This window comes from uncultured Microscilla sp. (assembly GCF_947493425.1).
Classification (GTDB): Bacteria; Bacteroidota; Bacteroidia; order Cytophagales; family Microscillaceae; genus Microscilla.
The window spans coordinates 55,652-77,843 of the sequence record NZ_CANLRP010000017.1 but is presented as its reverse complement, the minus strand read 5'-3'; the positions used below and the strand labels follow the sequence as shown (position 1 = coordinate 77,843).

Below are 22,192 nucleotides of genomic sequence, written 5' to 3'. Positions count from 1 at the left end.
TATGAAGCTCCTAAGCTACCATATTTTTATCACTAATGTTCCCAAAGAAATATGGACACTTGAACAAGTTATAGAGGCATATAAATGCAGGTGGTATATCGAAATACTTTTCAAAGGGTGGAAAAGCCACTTGGGTTTGGGTAAAAACCTGTTGGAAAATCACATGACTGCATTTAAAGCTATGTTTTTCATCTATGCATCGCTTTTGATGGTAACAATGGTTGTAATGCCTGCCTTTAATTATCTACAGAAGAGAGTTAAAGATAGGCAAGTCAGCATTCTTAGGCTCTGTGAGTTCATCAACTCATTTTTACCCCTGATGTTGATGACAAACAAAGGTGAAGTATTGGTAGAAATCGCTGAAAAACAATGTTGTTATCAAATAAGAGAAAAGCCAAACATGGTTCAAATGATTTTATCGGATTTTTAAGCTTTGACTAATGCGATTCATCGGGGTAACCAAAGCTGGCCAGGCTTACACCTTGAGCTGCACAAAAAACAGGTTGAGTTTGGCCACTTTGCTCCCACAGCTCTATCAAACCAAACATTTTCTTTTCTTTATTCATATCTTTTTGATGCAAAGGTAAGCTAGCTAATAGCAGATGTAAACATGTACTTACTGGGAGGGATACGAACAGATCTCCATTATGTAAAGGCACGACTGTTCACTAATAAAATTTTATATTCAACTGAGGAATGGAATTATCAGGATAAATATCTCAAAAAGATGAATCCTGTGTAGGGTGATTTTTAAAAAGTTTGTGATTTATAGATTTGAGAAATTCTTAAAAAAAATACTATTTTTAAGAAAACAATGGTTTAACCGAATGAATTATTTAATCAAGGAGTTTACAGACAAAACTGTACCCCGTAAAAAACAAAACCCCTTGCAAATCTCAGATTTACAAAGGGTTATCAACTTTTGAGTGTGCTCACGGGGGGAGTCGAACCCCCACGCCAGTAATAGGCACTACCCCCTCAAGATAGCGTGTCTACCAATTCCACCACGTAAGCATATAGTGTTACTGCAAGGGACGGCAAAAGTATATAATATTTTTGGAACGCCCAAACCTTTATGACATAAAAGTTTATTTATCTACCTCTCCCCTATTATACTAAGATGAAAGTGATTACCTGCGGTGAGCTCGTCACAGCAAGCTGTAGACTCGGTTTTAGGATTTACAGGATTACCTGCGGTGAGCTCAGCACAGCAAAGCTGTAGCTTCGGTTGATTAATGTTGGTATTCAGGCAATTAGTCAAAATCCATCCTCAAAACCATTTTTGTTTAAGTATATCTGCCCACCCTGGCTTTTTTCACTGAACGCAAATCACCTATATTTGTCTGCAACCAAACACTCAACTGATGGCATTTTCTTCAAAAGAACTGAATTACTTGCAAGATACTGATTTTTTATTGACCAAACACCAGATCACAACCAAGGTACACCAATTGCTGGAAAACACCCAAACCCAATTAAAGGCAGTAGTAGCTGACCTTGGGTTTGATTTCCCTGAGGCAGTAGATATAACCCAAGGTAAAATATCTAAAGGGGAGCAATACCAACAACTGCCCTATTTGGTGCTCGACTACCCTAAGCTGTTTAGCCGTGCCGATGTATTTGCTTTTCGTACCATGTGCTGGTGGGGCAACGAGTTTAGCTGTACACTCATGCTTGCCGAAAAAAGCTGGCATTTGCATCGCGCTGCCATTGCCCACCACCTACCAAAGCTTACGCCTGCCCACAATTGGTACATTGGTGTAAACACTACCCCCTGGGAACATCACTTTGGCGAAGACAATTGCCTGCCTTTGGCCAACTTTAACCCTGAGCAACTGCAACAACACTTGCAAAAAATGCCTTTTTTAAAACTGAGCCGTAAACTCCCCTTAGATCAATGGCAACAGCTCCCTGACTTTGCCAACGAGTGTTTTAAAGAGTTGATAGGCTTGATGACCACCATACCAAACTTGTAGTTTGCCTGACTCTGTCAATAAATGATTATGCCTACCTGCCAATTATTTATATATTTGACGCCGAAAAGAAATTACAGCATGAAGTAACAGGCACTTGTCCGGCTTCATTGTCAAAATTAATCACTAACACCCTTGAAAACCCTACTCAAAAGCTATATTCTGCAAGTAAGCCGCCTCAACAACTGGGTGGGAAAAAACACCGCATGGCTTACTACTGCCTTGGTAGTATTGGTATGTTTCGACGTTACCCAACGCTACGTTTTTAAAACCACCTCGGTAGCTTTTCTCGACCTGGAGTGGCACTTGTTTGCCCTGGTATTTTTGTTTTGTGCGGGTTATACTTTGCGCCATGACAAACACGTGCGGGTAGACGTATTTTATATGAAAATGAACACCCGACAAAAGGCCTGGATCAACCTGTTGGGCAGTGTTATTTTTCTAATTCCTTTTTGTATAGTCATCATTTATGCTGCCTGGAAATACACCTTGGTATCTTATGGCTACCTCGAAGGTTCACCCGACCCAGGCGGTTTGCCCGCCCGATACATAATCAAGGGGGCTATTCCTGTAGGTTTTGTGTTTTTGCTATTACAAGCCATTGCGTTGTTACTAGAGTCTGGGCTGGTGCTTATGGGCGAAGACTTACATCCCCTTGCCGAGCGTTGGGAAGATGCCAACGAACGCCACTACCATGAAGACGAAAACGCAGGTAAAAACCAGGTGTTTGCTATGATGCGTACAGTTTTTATTGGGGTAGGTACTTTACTTGCCTTGTTTAGTTTTTTAGGCATCGACTTAGGCATTTCATTACCTATCAAATTATTTATTCTCATTTTTATCAGCATTTTGGCAGGTTTTCCGGTGGCATTTACATTAGGAGGTTTGTCGGTGTTGGTAGGGCTTGCCGTATTTAACCTCGACTTTTTTTACCTGTTATCGTTGCGGATTTATGGCATCATGACCAACTACGTGCTACTGGCGGTGCCTTTGTTTGTGTATATGGGCATTATGCTGGAGAAATCAGGCATTGCCGAAAGGCTGCTCGAAACAATGGCATTGCTTTTTGGTCGTTTACGCGGAGGACTGGCCATTTCGGTAGTAGTAGTAGGGGCTTTGCTGGCGGCATCTACTGGGGTAGTAGGCGCTACTGTAATTACAATGGGGCTCATTAGTTTGCCCACCATGATCCGCCGTAACTACAGCATAGAACTCGCCACAGGTACTATAGCCGCTTCGGGCACTTTGGGGCAAATCATTCCACCCAGTGTGGTATTGGTGCTCTTGGGCAGTGTGCTCAATGTGTCGGTGGGCGACTTGTTTACTGCAGCTTTTGTTCCTGGAGTTACCCTGGTCATGCTGTATTTTCTCTACATTGTGGGTTTTTCGTTGGTGCGCCCCCAGCAAGCTCCAGCCATGCCCAAAGAAGAAGTGGCTGCTTTTAGAACCGAGGGCATGTGGATACGGGTAGTATCGGCTTTTGTATTGCCTTTATTGCTCATTGTGTCGGTGTTGGGGTCTATCTTTGCGGGCATCGCCTCGCCTACCGAAGCGGCCGCAGTAGGGGCTATGGGAGCCACTTTGCTCACCTTATTCCAGGGCAAACTCTCGTTGCCTGTATTGCGCCAGGTTATGCGTTCTACCAGTCATATTTCTACCATGGTGTTCATTATTCTGATTGGGGCATCGGCTTTTTCGCTGGTATTTCGCGGGCTCAAAGGCGACGATTACATTATACACCTGATCAACTCTAGTAACCTCGACAAATATACTTTCCTTGCCTTGGTAATGCTCATTATGTTTGTAGCGGGGTTTTTTATCGATTTCATCGAAATCATCTTCATCATCGTGCCTGTAGTAGTGCCTACCTTTAGGGCAATGGGGCTTGATTTGGTGTGGGTGGGTATTTTGATGGCAATGAACCTGCAAACCTCATTTTTGACGCCTCCCTTTGGTTTTGCCTTGTTTTACCTGAAAGGGGTAGCCCCACCCGAAGTAAAAACCGGGCATTTGTATCGGGGCATTATGCCTTTTGTCATTATTCAATTATTACTTATTGCAGCAGTGGTGCTATTCCCCGAAATAGTGACTTGGTTGCCGCAGATGTTGAGAGGAGAATAGAGGTATAATATGTAATGCAGTCAAAATAACTTGCCCATTTTAACTGTATATTTTAGTCGCTATACATCGTTGAAAAATAGCCGAATAGCGCTGCTATTAGCCGACCATCCCTCAAGCTCGCTCAATATCCACTGGATATTGCCGTGCCTTGTTTAGCGAAAAAATATTTACTTAAATTTGCTGACATTATTTCGGCAACATTACTATGAGTAAAGAAGATTCTAAAAAAATTCAAAGTTTGTTGCTCACAGGAGATGAGACAAACATAGAAATTGCTTTTCAACTCTGCAAAAGCCTGAAAAGTTTTTATACAAAAAAAGTAGCTACTTTGCTCAGAAAACACCCTTTATTTTGTCTTGAGTACGAGCTGGAATTAAGGCATTTGAAAAAGTTAAGTGGGCTCGCAATAAAAAATAAAAATTTACTAAAAGTACCTCGTGCCATTGGGCAACTCACCAAGCTCAAACACTTGAACCTTTTAAGAAACGCCTTGGTAGACTTACCTCAAGAAATAACGCTTTTATATAAACTTGAGCAACTAAATCTTTACGCAAACAACCTGGAAGTTTTTCCCGAAGAAGTGGTAAGGCTTCCACTCAGAAAGTTACGGTTGTCTCACAATCCACTCAAGGCACTGCCCGTTAGTATCAAACAGCTGAAGCAACTTACTCTTTTATCGCTTGACTGCTGCCAACTGACTAGCTTACCTGCCGAAATAGGCGAACTCAATTTATGCAAAGAACTACTTTTAAACGGCAATCAACTTCATTGTTTACCTGAAGAAATAGGGCAATTGGCTCAATTAGAAAAAGTCAACTTATCTAATAATCAACTTCGTAGCCTGCCCAAAAGTGTTCAACACTGGCAAGCATTGCATTATCTTGACTTAAGCCAAAACCAATTCAATACATTACCCACAGCAGTAGGTGAATTGACTCATTTAATCACTTTGATTTTAGAAAACAACCCGATTAAATCATTGCCCAACAACTTAAATCAACTTACTCAATTGCGTACGCTGGCGCTTCGTTTTGCCAAAGTAGATACAGAAATGTTTGAGCATATTTGCCAATTGTCTTCCCTACGAAGTCTTGTATTGGTAGGGTGTGAAATTACAGCAATTCCTGCATCTATTGTCCAACTCAAGCAACTTAACTGGTTAAATTTAAGCCAAAACCAAATCGGCGAGTTGCCCAAAGAACTAGGCAAACTTGGTAACCTGGACGCCATTCACCTATCAGATAATCCTCTTGATGTACAAACACTCAGACAAGTACGCGGATGGTTGCCCCAGTGTGGCATTGGTTGGCAGGGTACTACGCATTATGGAGGCAGTTTTTAATTTTTTTTAGCCCATGAACCTTTTCAAAAACCTATACCATTTAGTCAAGCTTACGCTTGATATGCGCTCGGCAAACCGTGAAAGTGGTGCTTTACACAAAAAAGCACAAAAAATGATGCAGCCTTTTATACAGGCAGCTGAGGTGTATAATGATGGGAGTATTACCCCACGTATGCATAAAAAAATGCAATGGTATATGGTAGAAACCCTGTGGATGAGTGAGCAATTTGCCCAACTGCACCAAACCAAATTAGACCATGCCACCCAACAAGCTTCAGCTTTTTCGGGGGCTTTGCTGGGCATTTCTGATATTTTGATCGACGACTTGCCAGAAGGCAGCCTTGCGCACACCCAAAACTTTCTCTATGCACCTGATCAACATACACCTCAAACTCCACTCGAAAAACTGTACTTAGCGTATTTTCAAGCGTTTGAATCGTGTCTTTCGGCAGACAACCGAGTCCAAACCAAGGAATATTACTGGGCATCGCTGGAGGCACAAGTAGCCAGTCGTCGCCAGTTTGAGCCTGACTTACCCTCAGAAGATTTAATACAAATTCTCAAAGACAAATGTGGGTATACTACCTTACTATGCCGGGCAGTGTTGCCGTTGCCTATAGACGCTTCAGAGCATACAATGATGTATGAATTGGGAGCTTTGGTGCAGTTTATCAACGACATCAATGATTTGCACAAAGACAGTACTCAGGGCATAAAAAACTTTGCCAACCAGTTTGACACCACTATAGCAATGAAAAAGGCATTGCTGGAACAAACAACAAAAGCTTTTGGGTTATTCCAAAATATTGGGTATAAACGGAAAAGTGCCATTTATTTCCTATTCATATTTCATTCATTTGTGGTGGTTAGTCTTGCCCAACTACGTTACTATGAGCACTTATGCCAGGGGCATTACAAACTGGAAAGATTTTTGAAGCTTCCTCCCAAAAGTACTAAAGTACAACCTTTTTTATGGCAAAACCTACAGTTTAGCATTCCCAAAATGCTCAACTTTGATTTCACCCACCCTACAACCAGGCTCAATTAATCTTTTATTTTACATAGCCTTATACTCATAATGGAAGAAAATCTTTACCAAAGCAAGTATCAACACATCTTTTATGACAAAGATGCAAGTATAATGCACAATATTTGGCTAAAAGACAGCGAAATAATGACGCAGGATGATTACAAGAGAGAGTTAGTGAAAATGGCTGAGTTGATTGAAACCCACAAAATATCCAGGCAATTGATCAATACCCTTCACTTTCAGTATACCATTGACATTGATTTGCAACAGTGGACAGATGAATACATTACCAAAAGAACCAAAGAAGCAGGCATAAAAAAAGCTGCTTTTATCATTGCCGAAGAAATATTTTCGCAAATGTCTATTGAACAGGCAATGGAAGGGGAAGAAGGAAAAGCACTGGACACAAGGTATTTCACCTCAGAAGAAGAAGCCAGGGAATGGCTGATAAAAAACTAGAAAAATGCTTTGTTCTGACAAACCTGTTGTACTATTCCTGCTGTTGAACCAAGAGCAGGATTTTTTTTGCCTAACTTCCTCCCCCTTCTGTTTTTTTCCTACCATCACTCTTTGGCTTTGTTTCTTAATATCTGGTATTTTTTGTAACTTTGAAGGATGTGTAAATAATGAAATTTGCATTGTATGGTATTGAAGTTTATATACGTTTTGAGAACATAAAATTAAATAAGGTGCAGGCTTATTATCAAAAACTTGCCACTACTTACACCTCAAAACAACAGATATAATTAGCAGACAAAAATGGATGATTACATCAAAGGTTTGAACGACCCTCAACGGGAAGCTGTATTGCATAAAGACGGGCCTATTATGATTATTGCAGGTGCCGGTTCGGGCAAAACCAGGGTATTGACCAACCGTATTGCTCACCTGATAAGTACGGGGGTGCCCGCATACAATATTTTGGCTTTAACGTTTACCAATAAAGCCGCCGGAGAAATGCGCCTTCGAATTGAAAAAATCATTGGCGACAAGGCAAAAGATATTTGGATGGGTACTTTTCACTCCGTTTTTGCCAAAATACTCCGGTTTGAAGCCGACAAAATTGGCTACACCAGTAGCTTTTCTATTTATGACACTGATGACTCTAAGTCGTTGATAAGAAGCATTGTAAAAGAACGCAACCTCGACGATAAGGTATACAAAGCCAATGTAGTACTCAACCGGATTTCGGGCGCAAAAAACCGACTTATTTCTTACCGTGAGTACCTAAACAACCCCATCTATGCCGAAGATGACCGGGCGTATCGCCGACCTGAAATAGGGCGCATTTACCAGATTTACCAAGAGCGCGCCATCAAGTCAAACGCAATGGATTTTGACGACTTGTTGTTCAATACCAATATATTGTTCAGAGATCATCCGGCAGCATTGCAAAAATACCAGCAAAAATTTAAATACTTGCTCATCGATGAGTTTCAAGATACCAACTTGTCGCAATATTTGATTGTAAGACGTTTGGCGGCAGCCCACCATAATATTTGTGTAGTGGGTGACGATGCCCAAAGTATTTATGCCTTTCGGGGAGCCGATATTCAAAACATTCTCAACTTTGAGAAAGACTACCCTACCCTGCAAACCATTCGCCTGGAGCAAAACTACCGCTCTACCAAAACTATAGTAAAGGCGGCTAACTCGCTGATTGCCAAAAACAAAGCCCAATTACAAAAGGATGTATGGACCTCCAACGAAGATGGTAACCTGATTCGTTTGTTTAAGGCGATGTCGGACAATGAGGAGGGGAAAATGGTGGCGCAATCTATTTTTGAGGAGAAAATGCAGCATCAGTTGGGCAACAATGACTTTGCTATACTGTACCGCACCAACGCCCAGTCGCGCAGCATAGAAGAAGCTTTGCGTAAAGCCAATATCAAATACAAAATTATAGGAGGTTTATCGTTTTACCAACGTCGCGAGATCAAAGACCTGATCTCTTACTTACGCTACACAGTAAACCACAAAGACGAAGAAGCTCTCAAGCGAATTATTAACCTGCCTAAACGAGGCATAGGCAACACTACCTTGCAAAAAGTATTGGCCACTGCTTATGAACGTGAGTTGCCCTTGTGGGAAGTTATCAGTAATATTAGAAAATATGTCACCGGGCGTGCTGCCACAGCTATTGCCGGATTTGCCGAACTGATCAAAAAGTTTGAAGATGCTTCTACCAAGTTAGATGCTTTCGAAACAGCCTCGCTGGTGGCTAAAGAGTCGGGTTTGTTGAAAGACCTCTACGAAGATAAAACTATTGAAGGATTGTCGCGTTACGAAAACGTACAAGAATTGCTGAACGCCATCAAAGAGTTTGTGGACAACCCTGATAACCAGGAAAAAGACTTGAGCGCATTTTTACAGGAGGTGTCGCTGGCTACCAGTGCTGATGAAGCCGAAGACGATGGCGAAGAAAAGGTGACTCTGATGACCATACACGCTGCCAAAGGGCTGGAGTTTCAGCAGGTATATGTAGTAGGGTTAGAAGAAGAACTCTTTCCGTCGCAAATGGCTCTATCGAGCCGCAACGAACTGGAAGAGGAACGACGTTTGTTTTATGTGGCAATTACCCGTGCCGAAAAAAAACTTACCCTTTCGTTTGCGACCAGTCGCTACCAGTATGGGCGAATAAAAAACTGTGAGCCCAGCCGTTTTTTAAAAGAGATTGACCCTCGTTTTTTGGAACAGGGACAAGGCAAAACCAATGCGGCGAACCACGTAAATACCAGTTTTGTAAAAAACTTACGACCACAAAGATCTGCTCCAGCGCAAAATTTTACCCATAAACCGTCGCCCAATTTCAAACCCAGCGACACCAGAAACCTACAGGCAGGTATGAAGGTAGAACACCTAAAGTTTGGCTTGGGAACGGTAAAAGCGGTAAAAGCACATAACAATGATCGCAAAGCAGTGATTGCTTTTGAGAAAGCTGGAGAAAAAACTTTACTATTGAGTTTTGCTAAACTCAAAATTCATGAATAAGTTTGCAACATGAACAAATAGTAGTTCGAGACGAACCGCAACATGCCCCCGTCCGTCCTCTCTTGTTTGCACATCTAAAAAGCAACTCAATTCATAAAATTTTATTTAATATTCAAAAAATTGAAAAGATGAACGAAGAAAATCAGGAGTCAGCGAATCAACCTTTGAAAGAAAGTAATTCTGCTAACTTCAATTATAATACCCAACGCCCCAAGTTGACAATGAAAGAATATGGTAGAAATATTCAAAAAATTGCCGACTACATAGCCAACCTTGAAGACCGCGAGCAACGCACCCAGTATGCTTATACCCTGATAGACTTGATGCGACAAATCAACCCTAACATGCGTGATTCACAAGACACTCAAAACAAGCTTTGGGATGACTTGTATATTATGTCGGGTTTTGAAATAGATATAGAGAGCCCTTTCCCTATGCCAGCTAAAGACAAACTGGGTAAAAAGCCTAAAATGTTGGCGTACAACTCTAACCGATTGCATTATAAGCATTACGGCAGAAATATAGAGTTGCTGGTAGAGAAGGCATTAGAAGAAGAAGACCCAGAAAGCCAACTGGTAGCAGTAGTGTATGTAGCACGTTTGATGAAAAACTTTTATATAAGCTGGAACAAAGACAACATAGACGATGAGACTGTATTGGGGCATATAGAAAAGATTTCGGGCACGCCGTTACACCCCGACCTGGTAGACAAAATCAAGCAAGACCGACTACTGGACAACCAAAAAGACAAAGGCAAAAGTGGTGGGCACCGTAGCAAAGGCGGACGTAAAAGCAGCGACGGGCGCAAACGCCGGAACTAATTATTAACTGAAGTTACGCAGTAATTTCCAAGTCTGCGTATTTGAAACCGTACACTTTTTTATACTAGGCGTTTCTTGTCTTTTTTGCTGGTTTTACAACATAAAAATGGACGTTGATCTGCTAAGTTGTAGGGTAAAGCCGAATTTCGTGTACCTCAGGCATCCGTTCATTTCCCCGAAGGCAAGTTCGGTTCACAACTCCGAGCTTGCTCTCGGAGGATCACGGATTTTCTTTAGCTAAAAAAACGAACCAAAAAAAGCCACCGCTGTAGTTTGATCGCTAAAATTTAATCCATTGCGCCTAAAATGCTCAAACATTCGCTCGTGCCTCGCTCAGTGATCATTTTTTAACGGCTTCATTGCTTAAATTTCTTCACGCTAACAAACTAAGGCGGAAAGAAAGGCCTTGTTATTCAAGCACTTTTAAAACTGGTAAAGTTAACTTCTAAGCAAATATTAATAGCTAAAAATTAGTGTACGGTTTCCAAGTCTGCGTAACTTCAGTTATTAATGTTTAATACTATATAGGGTGAAGGTTTATCACAAACTTCACCCTTTTTTATGCTTCTTCCCTCTCTATGTACTGTTTTTTACCACACACTTTTCTCCCCCCTTCAAGTCGTTGCTTTCAATGACCAATTTCTTTCTATAAGATTGTATTTCGCTCTAAAATAATAGGTCTATAATTTTTATTTCACCCAAAATTCTGCAACCTTTCTATTCAAAACAATTGTATACTACAGAACCTTAAATCTACCTATAACTTAATGGCATCTTTTGAAGTAAAAGGAGGCAATAAGCTCAACGGAGAGATCACTCCTCAAGGAGCCAAGAATGAAGCTTTACAAATTATTTGCGCTACGCTGCTCACCGACCAACCCATGGTGATACACAATATTCCTTATATAAGGGATGTAAACCGGTTGATAGAATTGGTACAGGACATGGGGGTAGAGGTAACCAAGCTAAAAGAAGGCACCTATAGGTTTCATGCCATCAATGTAAACCTCGACTACCTTGCCTCTGCTCAATACCAACAAAAAGCGGCCTCATTGCGAGGCTCAGTAATGCTGCTGGGGCCTTTGTTGGCAAGATTTGGACGTAGCCGCATACCCAAACCAGGAGGAGACAAAATTGGGCGACGACGCCTCGATACTCACTTTTTGGGTTTTCAGCAACTAGGGGCAAAGTTTAACTATGACATCAAAACTAATATATATGATGTAGATGCAACCCAACTAAAGGGTACTTATATGCATTTAGACGAGGCGTCGGTCACCGGAACAGCCAATATTATTATGACTGCCGTCAGAGCAAAAGGCACCACCACCCTTTACCATGCCGCCTGCGAACCCTACATTCAGCAGCTGTGCCAAATGTTGGTACGCATGGGAGCAAAAATAGAAGGTATAGGTTCTAATTTGCTCAAAATACAGGGCGTAGATAAACTAGGAGGCACTGAACATACTTTGCTACCCGATATGATTGAGATTGGCAGCTTTATTGGTTTAGCTGCTATTACAGGGTCAGAACTCACCATCAAAGATTGCCGCATAGATCAGTTAGGGCTAATACCTCACATGTTTCAGCGTTTGGGTATCCAGATGGAGTTTAAAAAAGATGATATTTATATTCCGGCACAAGACCACTATGAGATAGACACCTTTATGGATGGCTCTATACTTACAGTAGCCGATGCCCCGTGGCCAGGTTTTACCCCTGACCTTATGAGCATAGTACTGGTAACAGCTACTCAGGCAAAAGGCACGGTTTTAGTTCATCAAAAGATGTTTGAAAGTCGTTTGTTCTTTGTTGACAAACTGATAGATATGGGGGCGCAGATTATTCTTTGCGATCCACACCGGGCTACAGTAAATGGGCTGAATAAACAAATCATGCTGCGAGGCATCAGAATGACCTCACCAGACATTAGGGCTGGAGTAGCTTTGCTTATTGCGGCTTTGTCTGCCGAAGGCACCAGTATTATAGACAATATAGAGCAGATAGACCGGGGGTATCAGTACATAGACCAAAGACTAAATGCTTTAGGTGCAGAGATCAAACGTTTGTAAATACACTGGTATTTGCTATTATTTTTTTTCGCACAAAGGATGGTAAAAAAATATTTTTTTACCATCCTTAACTAAGTCGAAATCTTTGATTAAATTGCCTTATAAGATGGGGCAATTTAATCATCCAATTACTGTTTGTTTATGACTGAAGAGGAATGTTAGAATTTTTTAAAAACTTAAAGTTATTTACTAAATTTCAACTGGCACTTTTTGTAGTGTCGGTGATTGCCCAGGGTTTCATTGGTGTAACCAGCTATATCGATGGTAGACGCTTGCTTCAGGATAAATCCTTTCAATTGCTCGAATCAGTCACCAAAAGCAAAAAACAAGCAGTAGAAGAGTACTATCAAAATGTAGAAAACCAACTGCTTACCCTCTCTGAAAACTCAAGTACTATTGATGCTTTGCAGGAGTTTCAACAAAATTATGAAGACCTAAATGAACTGACCCTACCAACCGATGAGTTACGCAGCAAACTTAAGGAGTTTTACCGCCAGGAGTTTGTGCATCAACTCAACAGCAACTCGCTACAAAACTACACCGTAGAACACTTTTTGAGCGAAGAGCCTAACCAGCGTAAAAATATTTTACAATACCACTATATAGCCACCAACCCCAACCCAATAGGGTTTAAATATCGATGGAACAGGGTACAGGCAGATAACATCTACCACGAAACCCACCTCAAATACCACCCTGGATTTGCCAAGTACAGCCAGACTTTTGGCTTTAAAGACATTATGTTGACCGACCTCAAGGGTAATGTGATTTATACAGTAGATAAATCGGTTGACCTGGGCGAAAACCTACTTACAAGTTACCTAAAAAGCAGCAACCTTACCAATGCTTTTCGCAAAGTAATGAAAGCCAATAAAAAAGGCTATGTAGTGTTTGCTGATTATAGCTTTTACCCTCCGGCTTATTACAAGCCTACCAGTTTTATTGCTACTATGGTATACAATGGTGTAAATAAAATTGGGGTATTGATTTTTAAACTCTCTGATGAAAGAATAAACCAGATTATGACCAGTAAGAAAACCTGGAATAACCTGGGAGCTACCGGAGAAACTAATATTGTGGGGCGTGACTACAAAGTAAGAACCAATACTCGCTCTATTATCGAAAACCCCCTTAGGTACTATACCCGCATGCTTTCTGCTGGCTTTGACTCGTCGGTAGTAGAAAAAATAAAAAGGCTGGAGACTACCATCCTTATGCGCAAAAACACCACCCAGGCAACAATCAATGCCTTGAATCGTCAAACCGGGCAATTTATCACGCAGGATTTTTTGGGAAATGACGTAATTTACACTTATTCACCAGTCAATATATTTGACAAACGCTGGGCAATTATTACTGAAATTGACAAAGAGGAAGTACTCCAGGCAGTCACTGACTTTAGGAATAACCTACTGTCTATTTCGGTGTGGTTGTTCTTTGCCAACTTTGTGCTAGGTTTTTGGTTGGCAAGAAGTTTATCACGCCCAATGCTCAAAATTCAGAAAGAAATCACGATGTTATCAGAGGGGCGTTTCCCTCATAAAACCTCCAAAATTTATAAAGATGAACTGGGCAAAATAGATGAAGCTCTTAATACACTGATTGAAAGCACTCGCCAACTGGCTATTTTTGCCGAAAATGTGGGTAAAGGAAACTTTGACTATCAGTATGAAGCCAAAAGTGAAGAAGATGTATTGGGGCTGGCCTTGCTTGAAATGCGTGACAACCTTCGTAACCTGTCTATTGAAGACCAACAGCGTCGTTGGATTAATGAAGGCATCACCAATATAAACAATGTATTGCGCGACCACAGCGGTACTCTACAAGACTTGGGCAAATATGTTATTTCGGGATTGGTGAAATACCTCAAGGCAAGTCAAGGTGCATTTTTCTTATTGGATAAAGAAAAAGAAGAAATGTTTTTGTCGAGCTGCTATGCTTATGACAGGTTTAAGTACCTGAACCGAACCGTGAAAAAGGGAGAAGGTTTAGTAGGGCAAGCTTTTCAAGAGGAAGGGGCTATTTACATTACTGAAATTCCTGATGGCTACAGTACCATACAATCGGGCTTGGGCGAAGCAATGGCAAAAGCCATATTGATTGTTCCACTGATTGCCAACAATGAAATTCACGGAATTATAGAACTGGCCTCATTTAACAAGTTTGAACCTTACGAACGTCAATTTATAGAAACTGTCTCAGATAACATTGCCATCAGTATCAATACGGTGAAGTCGGGCGAACAAACCCGCTTATCTCTGAAAGAGTCTCAAGCAAAAAGTGAGAAACTACAGGTGCAAGAGACCAAAATGCTACAAAGTCTTACTGAGTTGAAAGAAACTCAGGAGATTATGCAGAAACGAGAAAAAGAACTGGAAGAGTCTCGTGAACAACTTCAGCAGAACCTGGTGAAGATGAAGAACATGCGTAAAGAAATTATCAAAGATGAGAAAGCCCGTGTAAACCGGGTAATTAGAAAATACCAACGCAGAATAAGAGACTTAGAGGAGGAGCAAGCACGCAAAGAAGCAGACTTGGCTTCAAAAATTAAAAACCTTGAAAAAGACCTGGGCATTAGCCATAAGCCTTCGGAAGGTGAAGATAAATAAGTAAATGTACCTTTTAGCCAATGGTTTATCAATTAGGCTAAAAGTACAGTGAATAGTTGCATTCTTATAAAGAAACATATCAAACCCTGGGGTAAAACATTACTCCGGGGTTTTTGAGTTAACATCTGACGCTATGTTAGGTAAATTGCTTTTAGGTGTAGGATTTCCCTGTAGTTTTGCCACAAAAGATACAATGGTGAGCCCTTGGAACAATACAGAAAAAACAACGACAAAGTAAGTGAGGGTAATGATTAGGTCGCGTGACATTTGATCGGTAAGTGATAAAGCCAATGCCAATGAAATTCCTCCTCTGATACCACCCCAGGTAAAAATAGCAATGGCTCTGAAGCGTTTTGCCTTGATTCGGGTAAAAGGCATTACTATAGCCACTGAGATAAAACGCGCCAACAATACTACTATAATAGCAGTAATCCCCGCCCACACATAGTCAAGGCGAAGTTTGATGGCAAGGATTTCAAAGGCAATAAAAATAAACAAAACAGCATTAAGGGTCTCATCTATCAACTCCCAAAACACATCTACATGCTTACGATACTCTATTTCTTCGTCGATCTTTTTTTTATTATGTGCTACCTCAAGTATATGTATTTCGCGTTCGCGCAAAGCACTAATGGTCAAACCTGACATAACTATTGCCAATGGTGCCGACACAGTCAATATTTTGGCAAGATCATACCCTCCTACTACTATAGCCAGTGTAATAAGAAAGTCCACCTTGTTGGCATGCACCGTTTTTAGTAGACGAAACCCAACATACCCCAACAACAACCCATAGGCAATGCCTCCGAGTGCTTCGCGTCCAAATATTTTGAGCAAATACATTACCTCAAGATTTTGGTTGCCTGCTTTGGTAATTTCTAAAATGCCTAAAAACACAATGATGGCAATACTATCGTTAAAAAGCGACTCACCTGCAATATCGGTTTCTAATTGTTTAGATATTTTAACCTGTTTGAAAATTGCCGTAACAATGACAGTGTTGGTGGGGGCAATAAGCGCCCCAAAAAGCAAACAATGAATATAAGGCAAATGCACGCCTATCAAGCCCAGCACAAAGTGTAGCAAACTACCTGTAATAAAGGTAGCTATAATAACTGCCAATACCGCCAGTACAATTACTGTTTGTGATTCTTTGAGCAGGGCTTTAGTGTCTATATGAATGGTGCCGGCAAACAACAACGAACTAAGGATAATTTCCAGGAAACTTTCCTGAATATCAATTTTGACAATCATTTCAGTTGTTTTTGCTAACAGTTGTGGGGCTATTTGCCCAACAATGACAATGCCTACCGAAAACAGCAACGAAACAAGCATTACCCCCACAGCAGAGGCCACCTTAAGGTAGCGATAATTGATAAAGCTAAAAAGTGCAGTAAAAACAATGAGTAAAGAAATAGCGTGAAGCAACCCCATGGTTTGTCAAGTATTTGATGGTTTACGGTATGAACTGCCATACACTTGCGAAATATGCTAAAAAGCTTTGATAAAATTAAAAAAATCTAGCTTACCTTGTATTTTAACTGTTGTATACGAGTAAGTATATGTGCTCATCACCATTAATTAACCCCCTCATTTACAAAAACTTAACCCACCCAATCACACATTTAAAATAAGCACATTACCTTCAGCTATTTTTTCAAACGCTGAGAGGCCTCACTATACAAAAAGCATTTACCCCTTCTTACTCCACTCATTACCTGAAGTAACTTTTTCAAAAAAAACTTCTGATTTCTTTAGGGGTTTCCAAAAAGCCCCCTGTCCTACCGATGAAATAATATAAAAGAAATGCAAAACTGGGATTTGTTATTGGCAAAGTATTTTGCGGGTGAAGCCAACCATCAGGAAGAGAGGCAAGTACTCCATTGGATGCAAGCCAACCCACAAGAGGCTGATAAACTTAAGGCAGCGTGGGAGTCAGCACAAAGCAAACAAGGTTTTGCTTCCGATGTTCACTTTGCCTGGCAGCAAGTGCAACGTCGGATCAATACCACTAACAATGTAACCAAACTCAAGCGCACGGTAGTGTCTTGGGTAGCAGCTGCAGTATTGGTGCTCAGCATAGGAGTAGTATGGTGGAGTTTGTCACAAAAAAAACAAACCTGGCAAATAGCAAAAACGCTGACAAAACAGTTGGATTCGCTCACCTTGGCAGATGGCTCTAAAGTATGGCTTCACCACACCACTCAACTACGCTACCCTACCACTTTTGGCAAAAGCCAACGAGTAGTACACCTACAGGGCGAAGCTTATTTTGAGATTGCTAAAAACCCTGCTAAACCTTTTATCATTTATTCAGGCAATACCATTACCCAAGTGTTGGGTACCTCTTTCAACCTAAAGGCTCGTCCAGAAGAGCCAAAGGTAGAGGTTTCGGTCAATTCAGGTAAAGTAGCTTTCTTTGATGTTGCCAAACCCAACAAAAAAATATTGCTCACCCAAGGCAACCAAGGACGCTTTGAAGCAGGTAAGCTAAAAAAGATAAAAGTGTACCACCCTAATTTGTTTGCCTGGAAAACGGGGGTGCTCAGCTTTGAACAAGCCAAGTTAAGCACGATAGTGCAAATACTGACCACACATTATGGTACTCCCATAAGGTTGGCTAACCCTCAACTTGGGCGGTGCACACTCACTACTCAGTTAGAACGATTACCATTGCACGAAGCCTTAGAAATAATCACACTTACGCTTCGTCTACAATACCAAATTAATGACAAAGAAGTATTGCTCAGCGGCAAACCGTGCCCCTGAAAATAAATTGTTACTATATAATCATCATTTACTTTTACTAATTACCATGCGTAAATACTATTTAATAGGATTCATATGTGGGCTGCTTACCCACGTCATTCAGGCACAAACACCTACCCATTTGCAAAGCAATAATTACAAACCAAGTCACACAAAAAATCCGGCAAAATCTTATACTATTAGCGGGTTAGTGAAAGACAAAACCAATGGAGAGGTGCTCATTGGAGCCACTGTGTACATTCGCAGCCTGGGCAAAGGCACCGCTACCAACGTATACGGCTTTTACTCTTTGACAGTGCCCAAAGGAACGTATCAGGTCACTTGTTCGTACATAGGATACCAAAATTTAGTGCAGAATATTCGCCTGGAAAGCAATCAAAAGCTTTACCTGGAAATGTCGCCAACATCTGACCAACTAGATGAAATAGTAGTAACCGACAAAAAAATCAACGAACACATCACCAAAGTAGAAATGAGTGTAGAAAAACTGAGCATGGAACAAATTAAAAGCATGCCGGCTTTTTTGGGTGAGGTAGATGTCATTAAAAGCATCATTGCCTTGCCAGGGGTAAGCACCGTAGGCGAAGGCACTACTGGGTTCAATGTACGCGGGGGTGGTGTAGACCAAAACCTGGTATTGCTAGACGAGTCTATTGTATATAACTCTTCGCATTTATTCGGTTTTTTCTCTATTTTTAACCCTAACTCCGTTAGAGATGTAAAGCTATACAAGGGGGCTATCCCGGCAAAGTATGGAGGACGCCTGTCGTCGGTGCTTGATATTCGCCAAAAAGAGGGCAATACCAAAAAGTTTAGCGGTGCAGGGGGCATTGGATTAGTATCTAGCAGGCTGACGCTCGAAACACCCATTGTCAAAGATAAGAGCTCTTTGTTGATTGCGGGGCGTCGTTCTTATGCTGACTTATTTCTAAAGTTGTCGCCTGACGAAGCTTTGCGAAAGAATAAAGCCTATTTTTATGACCTCAATACTAAATTTAATTATACGATCAACGAAAACAACCGTTTGTATATATCGGGGTATTTTGGCAGAGATGTATTTGGTTTAGGAGATCAGTTTAATTTTTCGTGGGGCAATACAGCGGCCACCATTCGGTGGAATCATTTATTTAGCAGCAAGCTATTTTCTAATGTCAGTGCGATGTTTAGTGACTATAATTATTCGTTGGGAGTGCCTCAAGGCTCGTTTGCGTTTAGCTGGGATGCAGGCATTAAAAGCTATCAATTAAAAAATGACCTTACCTGGTTTATCAACTCTAACTATACCCTTGACTTTGGAGTAAGTGGTATTTTGTACCAGTTTCAGCCAGGTAAAATTAAGTTTAGTAGTGCTTTGGAAGGCGTTACCAGTCTTTCGGTAGAACCAGAAAAAGCCTTGGAAATGGCTGCCTACTTTAATAGTGAACACAAGCTCAACAATGCCTTGACGCTTAATTATGGGGTACGCTACTCCGCATTTATGAATATGGGCGAACGCAAAGTACGTACTTACAAAGAAGGAGCCCCACGCCGGGATGAAAACGTAGTAAGTACCCGCAATTATGGCAACAATGAGGTAATCCAGACTTACCAGGGACTTGAGCCTCGCCTAGGCGTACGCTGGCAACTAAACGAAAGCAATTCTGTAAAAATGAGTTATGCCCGCAACCGTCAATATATTCACCTCATATCTAATACCACGGCACCTGTACCTACTGATATTTGGAAAGCCTCAGACTCACATATTCCACCACAAATTGCCGACCAGGTAGCCTTGGGATATTTTCATAATTTTGCCCACCATACTTTTGAGCTATCGGCAGAGGTATATTATAAAAAAATGCAAAACCTGGTAGACTATAAAAACGGAGCAGAACTATTATTGAATGAAAACCTGGAAACTGAATTGTTGAGTGGCGAAGGACGAGCTTATGGGCTAGAACTGATGCTGAAAAAACCCACTGGAAAACTGAACGGTTGGATTAGTTATACCCTGGCACGCACCGAAAGAATGGTCAATGGAGCCTTTCCGGAAGAACGTATCAATAATGGGAATTACTACCCAGCAGACTATGACAAGTTGCATAACTTTACAATGGTGGCTACCTACCAGGCAACCAAACGCTTAAGCATATCGGCAAATTTTGTGTACAATACCGGGCGCCCCTTTACCTTGCCTGATGCCAAGTACCAGTACTCAAATATGACCATTATAGATTACTCGGGACGCAACCAAAACCGTATTCCAGATTATCATCGTTTAGACCTTTCGGTAACTTTGAAGGGCAAAGGTAAGCCTGACCGTAAATGGAAGGGTGAGTGGGTGTTTTCGCTATACAATGTATACAGTCGCCGCAATGCTTATTCTATTTATTTCTCTGGTGATGGTCAAGCCCAAAATGACGCCACCAAACTATCTATTCTGGGCTCGGTAGTGCCCGCCGTTACTTATAACTTCTCTTTTTAATTTAAAGTTTGATTTTATACACCATGAAACGCATACACTCAATAATTGCTATAGCTATCATCACCTCGTTTGCTTTGCTAAGTGCTTGTACTGATCGCTACCCCATAGGCGAGCTTGCCAACAACTCGAACCGCCTGGTAGTAGAAGGTCGCTTTACTAATGCCACACAAACGCACACGATTTACTTATCCCGAACTTTAGCGTACACTGCTCCTACACCTAATGGCAGTGGTTATCCCGTAGAAACAGGAGCTACAGTCACCATCACCGATGATCAAGGCAATACCATTCCGTTTAACGAAACATCCCCAGGAGTATACATTACAACAGGTTCTGGAGAGGTAGGTAGAATTTATACCCTGAACATTACCACCAGCAATGGAAAACAGTACAGCTCTGAACCAGAAAAAATGTCGGAGGTGCCTGCCATTAAAAACTTGAAAGTACGCTACGAAGACAGGGCAATTCCTTTTGAAGATACTACCAATCGTGTAGCCATTATTAGTATTCAATCCGAAGACTTACAAACATCTAACGCTTATTATATGTGGTATTGGAAAAGTGGCCAAAGCAGTCAGTTCAATACAATAGATTCATCATGGAACTGGACCTATGTACCAGGTCGTCTTATATCAGGTGCCGAAGAAGGTTTTGACCTTGCTGAATTAAGTGACGACAATACTAAAAATTTTGTAAAAGTATACCAAACCTCTATCAGCCAAAAAGCCTATGACTTTTTTCAAGCACTTACCAGTCAAGGTAATAATAACTTAGGACCTTTCTCTACCCCACCTGCTCCCATCAGGGGCAATATTATCAACAATAATGATGAGAAAGATTTTGCTTTAGGCTTTTTTACGGTATCAGGGGTGCACTCGGCTACCGTCAAACTGGAATAAACTCTTATTAAATTTCAATAAATATAAACCAATAATGAATAGAATTAAATTATTGCAACTCATAGCGTTGATGTTGTTGTTTATTACCGCCTGCAAAAAGAAAGATATAGCTCCTGTATTTACAAGAGGCAAAGTAAGTGTAAAAATAAATGGAGAACTCAAGTCTTTTACCTTGGCAAACTCTTATGACTTTGACAGCGGATTAATATCTTTTGGTAACAATGCCAAAGAAGAGATTGTAGGTTTTAGCCTTACTGGAATAAAAGAAGGTGTATATGATATGAGTCATCAAGAAGTTGTCTTCGCTATTTATTCCAAAAATGAAGTAAGTTACGGTGCTACCAATGGTGTATTGGGTATAGGTAAAAAAGGGAGTTTTAAGCTACATATCACGAAGGCTACGAACAATAAAATCTCTGGTACTTTTGAAATGACCGTTTTGCCCAACTCGGGTACAGGCGATGGCATCATCATTACTGAAGGGGTTTTTGAAAATATTCCACAAATCTAAATCACTTACTCACTGTACTTTAACAAAAAATAGGATTTTATGAACAAACGTATAATTTTTATCAAATTTTATCAATTATTGATTATATCATTGCTATTATATAGCTGTAAATCTCCTCTGTCTGATGTAGAAATAGACGACCCAGCACTATTGAATGTAAGCGTAAGCATTACGCAAGATTATGATAATAACAAAACATTAAAAGTAGCTGTAAAGGATAAAAATGGGCAAGCTATAGAACTAAAAAATGGTTATGTAATGCTCAACAACAACCGCCTTGCTTATGCCAATAACAGGTACTTGTATGATCAATTGAAATTTACCGACAAAGAATTTCAAGTAACCATTCAATACAATAGTACCAAGTCGTGGACGGGTAGTTATGGTGAAAAAGAAGGGTTTCCAGGGTTTAAAGCCGATGAAAAAGTAAGTAATCATTACCAACGTCATCATCAAAATAAATTCACAGGAAACTACACCTTAACCAATGCTCCATTTAACCAGGGGCAAGTAAACATTTACTACGACATTTTACGAGAGAAGGCTCAATGGATAGAGAACAAATAAACACATTACATTGAGGAATGTAG

17 protein-coding genes and 1 tRNA gene are annotated in these 22,192 nt (G+C 40.8%); 15 read left to right on the top strand and 3 right to left on the bottom strand.

Features of this window, described 5'->3' with window-relative positions; all coding sequences use genetic code 11:
• A partial coding sequence (locus tag Q0954_RS07215; RefSeq protein WP_299455450.1) for a transposase occupies window positions 1–430 on the top strand: 430 nt, incomplete at its 5' end.
• A gap of 7 nt (window positions 431–437) precedes the next feature.
• Here Q0954_RS07215 and Q0954_RS07210 read toward each other — a convergent pair.
• Together Q0954_RS07210 and Q0954_RS07205 are read right to left on the bottom strand one after the other, a co-directional pair.
• Window positions 438–566, bottom strand: a complete 129-nt coding sequence (locus Q0954_RS07210) for a hypothetical protein (RefSeq protein ID WP_299455448.1) — start codon at window positions 564–566, stop codon at window positions 438–440.
• A gap of 363 nt (window positions 567–929) precedes the next feature.
• Window positions 930–1,014: transfer RNA gene (locus Q0954_RS07205), tRNA-Leu, on the bottom strand.
• Window positions 1,015–1,364: 350 nt separating this feature from the next.
• Between Q0954_RS07205 and Q0954_RS07200 the strand changes: the two genes are divergently transcribed.
• From Q0954_RS07200 to Q0954_RS07160, 9 genes are all read left to right on the top strand, one after another.
• On the top strand, window positions 1,365–1,976 hold the full coding sequence (locus tag Q0954_RS07200; RefSeq protein ID WP_299455446.1) for a hypothetical protein: 612 nt from the start codon (window positions 1,365–1,367) through the stop codon (window positions 1,974–1,976).
• A gap of 132 nt (window positions 1,977–2,108) precedes the next feature.
• The gene (locus tag Q0954_RS07195) at window positions 2,109–4,094 is read left to right on the top strand and encodes a TRAP transporter large permease subunit (protein WP_299455444.1); all 1,986 of its coding nucleotides are present in this window, start codon (window positions 2,109–2,111) and stop codon (window positions 4,092–4,094) included.
• Between the two features lie 205 nt (window positions 4,095–4,299).
• Window positions 4,300–5,436, top strand: coding sequence for a hypothetical protein (locus Q0954_RS07190; protein WP_299455442.1), 1,137 nt, complete (start codon window positions 4,300–4,302; stop codon window positions 5,434–5,436).
• Between the two features lie 13 nt (window positions 5,437–5,449).
• Window positions 5,450–6,484 carry a hypothetical protein gene (locus tag Q0954_RS07185; protein WP_299455440.1) on the top strand — a complete coding sequence of 345 codons (1,035 nt, stop codon included), beginning with the start codon at window positions 5,450–5,452 and terminating at the stop codon, window positions 6,482–6,484.
• A 30-nt stretch (window positions 6,485–6,514) separates the two neighbouring features.
• Window positions 6,515–6,925: a hypothetical protein gene (locus Q0954_RS07180; protein ID WP_299455438.1), complete on the top strand. Its 411-nt coding sequence runs from the start codon at window positions 6,515–6,517 to the stop codon at window positions 6,923–6,925.
• A gap of 300 nt (window positions 6,926–7,225) precedes the next feature.
• Window positions 7,226–9,457 (top strand): ATP-dependent helicase, encoded by a 2,232-nt coding sequence (locus tag Q0954_RS07175; protein ID WP_299455437.1) that lies wholly within the window; start codon window positions 7,226–7,228, stop codon window positions 9,455–9,457.
• 128 nt (window positions 9,458–9,585) lie between these two features.
• Window positions 9,586–10,278: a DUF4290 domain-containing protein gene (locus Q0954_RS07170; RefSeq protein WP_299455436.1), complete on the top strand. Its 693-nt coding sequence runs from the start codon at window positions 9,586–9,588 to the stop codon at window positions 10,276–10,278.
• Between the two features lie 767 nt (window positions 10,279–11,045).
• On the top strand, window positions 11,046–12,350 hold the full coding sequence (gene murA / locus Q0954_RS07165) for a UDP-N-acetylglucosamine 1-carboxyvinyltransferase (protein WP_299455435.1): 1,305 nt from the start codon (window positions 11,046–11,048) through the stop codon (window positions 12,348–12,350).
• Between the two features lie 155 nt (window positions 12,351–12,505).
• Window positions 12,506–14,959, top strand: a complete 2,454-nt coding sequence (locus Q0954_RS07160; protein WP_299455434.1) for a GAF domain-containing protein — start codon at window positions 12,506–12,508, stop codon at window positions 14,957–14,959.
• Window positions 14,960–15,058: 99 nt separating this feature from the next.
• Here the strand turns inward: Q0954_RS07160 and Q0954_RS07155 are convergent, their stop codons facing one another.
• Window positions 15,059–16,393, bottom strand: a complete 1,335-nt coding sequence (locus Q0954_RS07155) for a sodium:proton antiporter (RefSeq protein ID WP_299455433.1) — start codon at window positions 16,391–16,393, stop codon at window positions 15,059–15,061.
• 372 nt (window positions 16,394–16,765) lie between these two features.
• Between Q0954_RS07155 and Q0954_RS07150 the strand changes: the two genes are divergently transcribed.
• From Q0954_RS07150 to Q0954_RS07130, 5 genes are read left to right on the top strand one after another with little or no spacing between them, the layout of a single operon-like run.
• Window positions 16,766–17,728 (top strand): FecR family protein, encoded by a 963-nt coding sequence (locus Q0954_RS07150; protein WP_299455432.1) that lies wholly within the window; start codon window positions 16,766–16,768, stop codon window positions 17,726–17,728.
• Complete coding sequence (locus tag Q0954_RS07145; RefSeq protein WP_299455431.1) at window positions 17,688–20,192, top strand: TonB-dependent receptor; 2,505 nt, start codon at window positions 17,688–17,690, stop codon at window positions 20,190–20,192. Before Q0954_RS07150 ends, Q0954_RS07145 begins: the two co-directional genes overlap by 41 nt.
• Window positions 20,193–20,215: 23 nt before the next feature.
• Window positions 20,216–21,091: a DUF4249 domain-containing protein gene (locus tag Q0954_RS07140; RefSeq protein WP_299455430.1), complete on the top strand. Its 876-nt coding sequence runs from the start codon at window positions 20,216–20,218 to the stop codon at window positions 21,089–21,091.
• Window positions 21,092–21,125: 34 nt separating this feature from the next.
• Window positions 21,126–21,602 (top strand): DUF6252 family protein, encoded by a 477-nt coding sequence (locus Q0954_RS07135; RefSeq protein WP_299455428.1) that lies wholly within the window; start codon window positions 21,126–21,128, stop codon window positions 21,600–21,602.
• A 39-nt stretch (window positions 21,603–21,641) separates the two neighbouring features.
• Entirely contained in the window at window positions 21,642–22,169 is a 528-nt protein-coding gene (locus Q0954_RS07130) for a hypothetical protein (RefSeq protein ID WP_299455426.1), read from the top strand.
• The last annotated feature ends 23 nt before the right edge of the window (window positions 22,170–22,192 follow it).

Bases quoted from the DNA above. Each gene is read 5' to 3' on its own strand.
- Q0954_RS07135 (WP_299455428.1), top strand. From the start codon at position 21,126: ATGAATAGAATTAAATTATTGCAACTCATAGCGTTGATGTTGTTGTTT.
- Q0954_RS07200 (WP_299455446.1), top strand. From the start codon at position 1,365: ATGGCATTTTCTTCAAAAGAACTGAATTACTTGCAAGATACTGATTTT.
- Q0954_RS07140 (WP_299455430.1), top strand. From the start codon at position 20,216: ATGAAACGCATACACTCAATAATTGCTATAGCTATCATCACCTCGTTT.
- Q0954_RS07175 (WP_299455437.1), top strand. From the start codon at position 7,226: ATGGATGATTACATCAAAGGTTTGAACGACCCTCAACGGGAAGCTGTA.
- Q0954_RS07155 (WP_299455433.1), bottom strand. From the start codon at position 16,393: ATGGGGTTGCTTCACGCTATTTCTTTACTCATTGTTTTTACTGCACTT.
- Q0954_RS07180 (WP_299455438.1), top strand. From the start codon at position 6,515: ATGGAAGAAAATCTTTACCAAAGCAAGTATCAACACATCTTTTATGAC.
- Q0954_RS07130 (WP_299455426.1), top strand. From the start codon at position 21,642: ATGAACAAACGTATAATTTTTATCAAATTTTATCAATTATTGATTATA.
- Q0954_RS07145 (WP_299455431.1), top strand. From the start codon at position 17,688: ATGACAAAGAAGTATTGCTCAGCGGCAAACCGTGCCCCTGAAAATAAA.
- Q0954_RS07150 (WP_299455432.1), top strand. From the start codon at position 16,766: ATGCAAAACTGGGATTTGTTATTGGCAAAGTATTTTGCGGGTGAAGCC.
- murA (WP_299455435.1), top strand. From the start codon at position 11,046: ATGGCATCTTTTGAAGTAAAAGGAGGCAATAAGCTCAACGGAGAGATC.
- Q0954_RS07210 (WP_299455448.1), bottom strand. From the start codon at position 566: ATGAATAAAGAAAAGAAAATGTTTGGTTTGATAGAGCTGTGGGAGCAA.
- Q0954_RS07170 (WP_299455436.1), top strand. From the start codon at position 9,586: ATGAACGAAGAAAATCAGGAGTCAGCGAATCAACCTTTGAAAGAAAGT.
- Q0954_RS07190 (WP_299455442.1), top strand. From the start codon at position 4,300: ATGAGTAAAGAAGATTCTAAAAAAATTCAAAGTTTGTTGCTCACAGGA.
- Q0954_RS07185 (WP_299455440.1), top strand. From the start codon at position 5,450: ATGAACCTTTTCAAAAACCTATACCATTTAGTCAAGCTTACGCTTGAT.
- Q0954_RS07160 (WP_299455434.1), top strand. From the start codon at position 12,506: ATGTTAGAATTTTTTAAAAACTTAAAGTTATTTACTAAATTTCAACTG.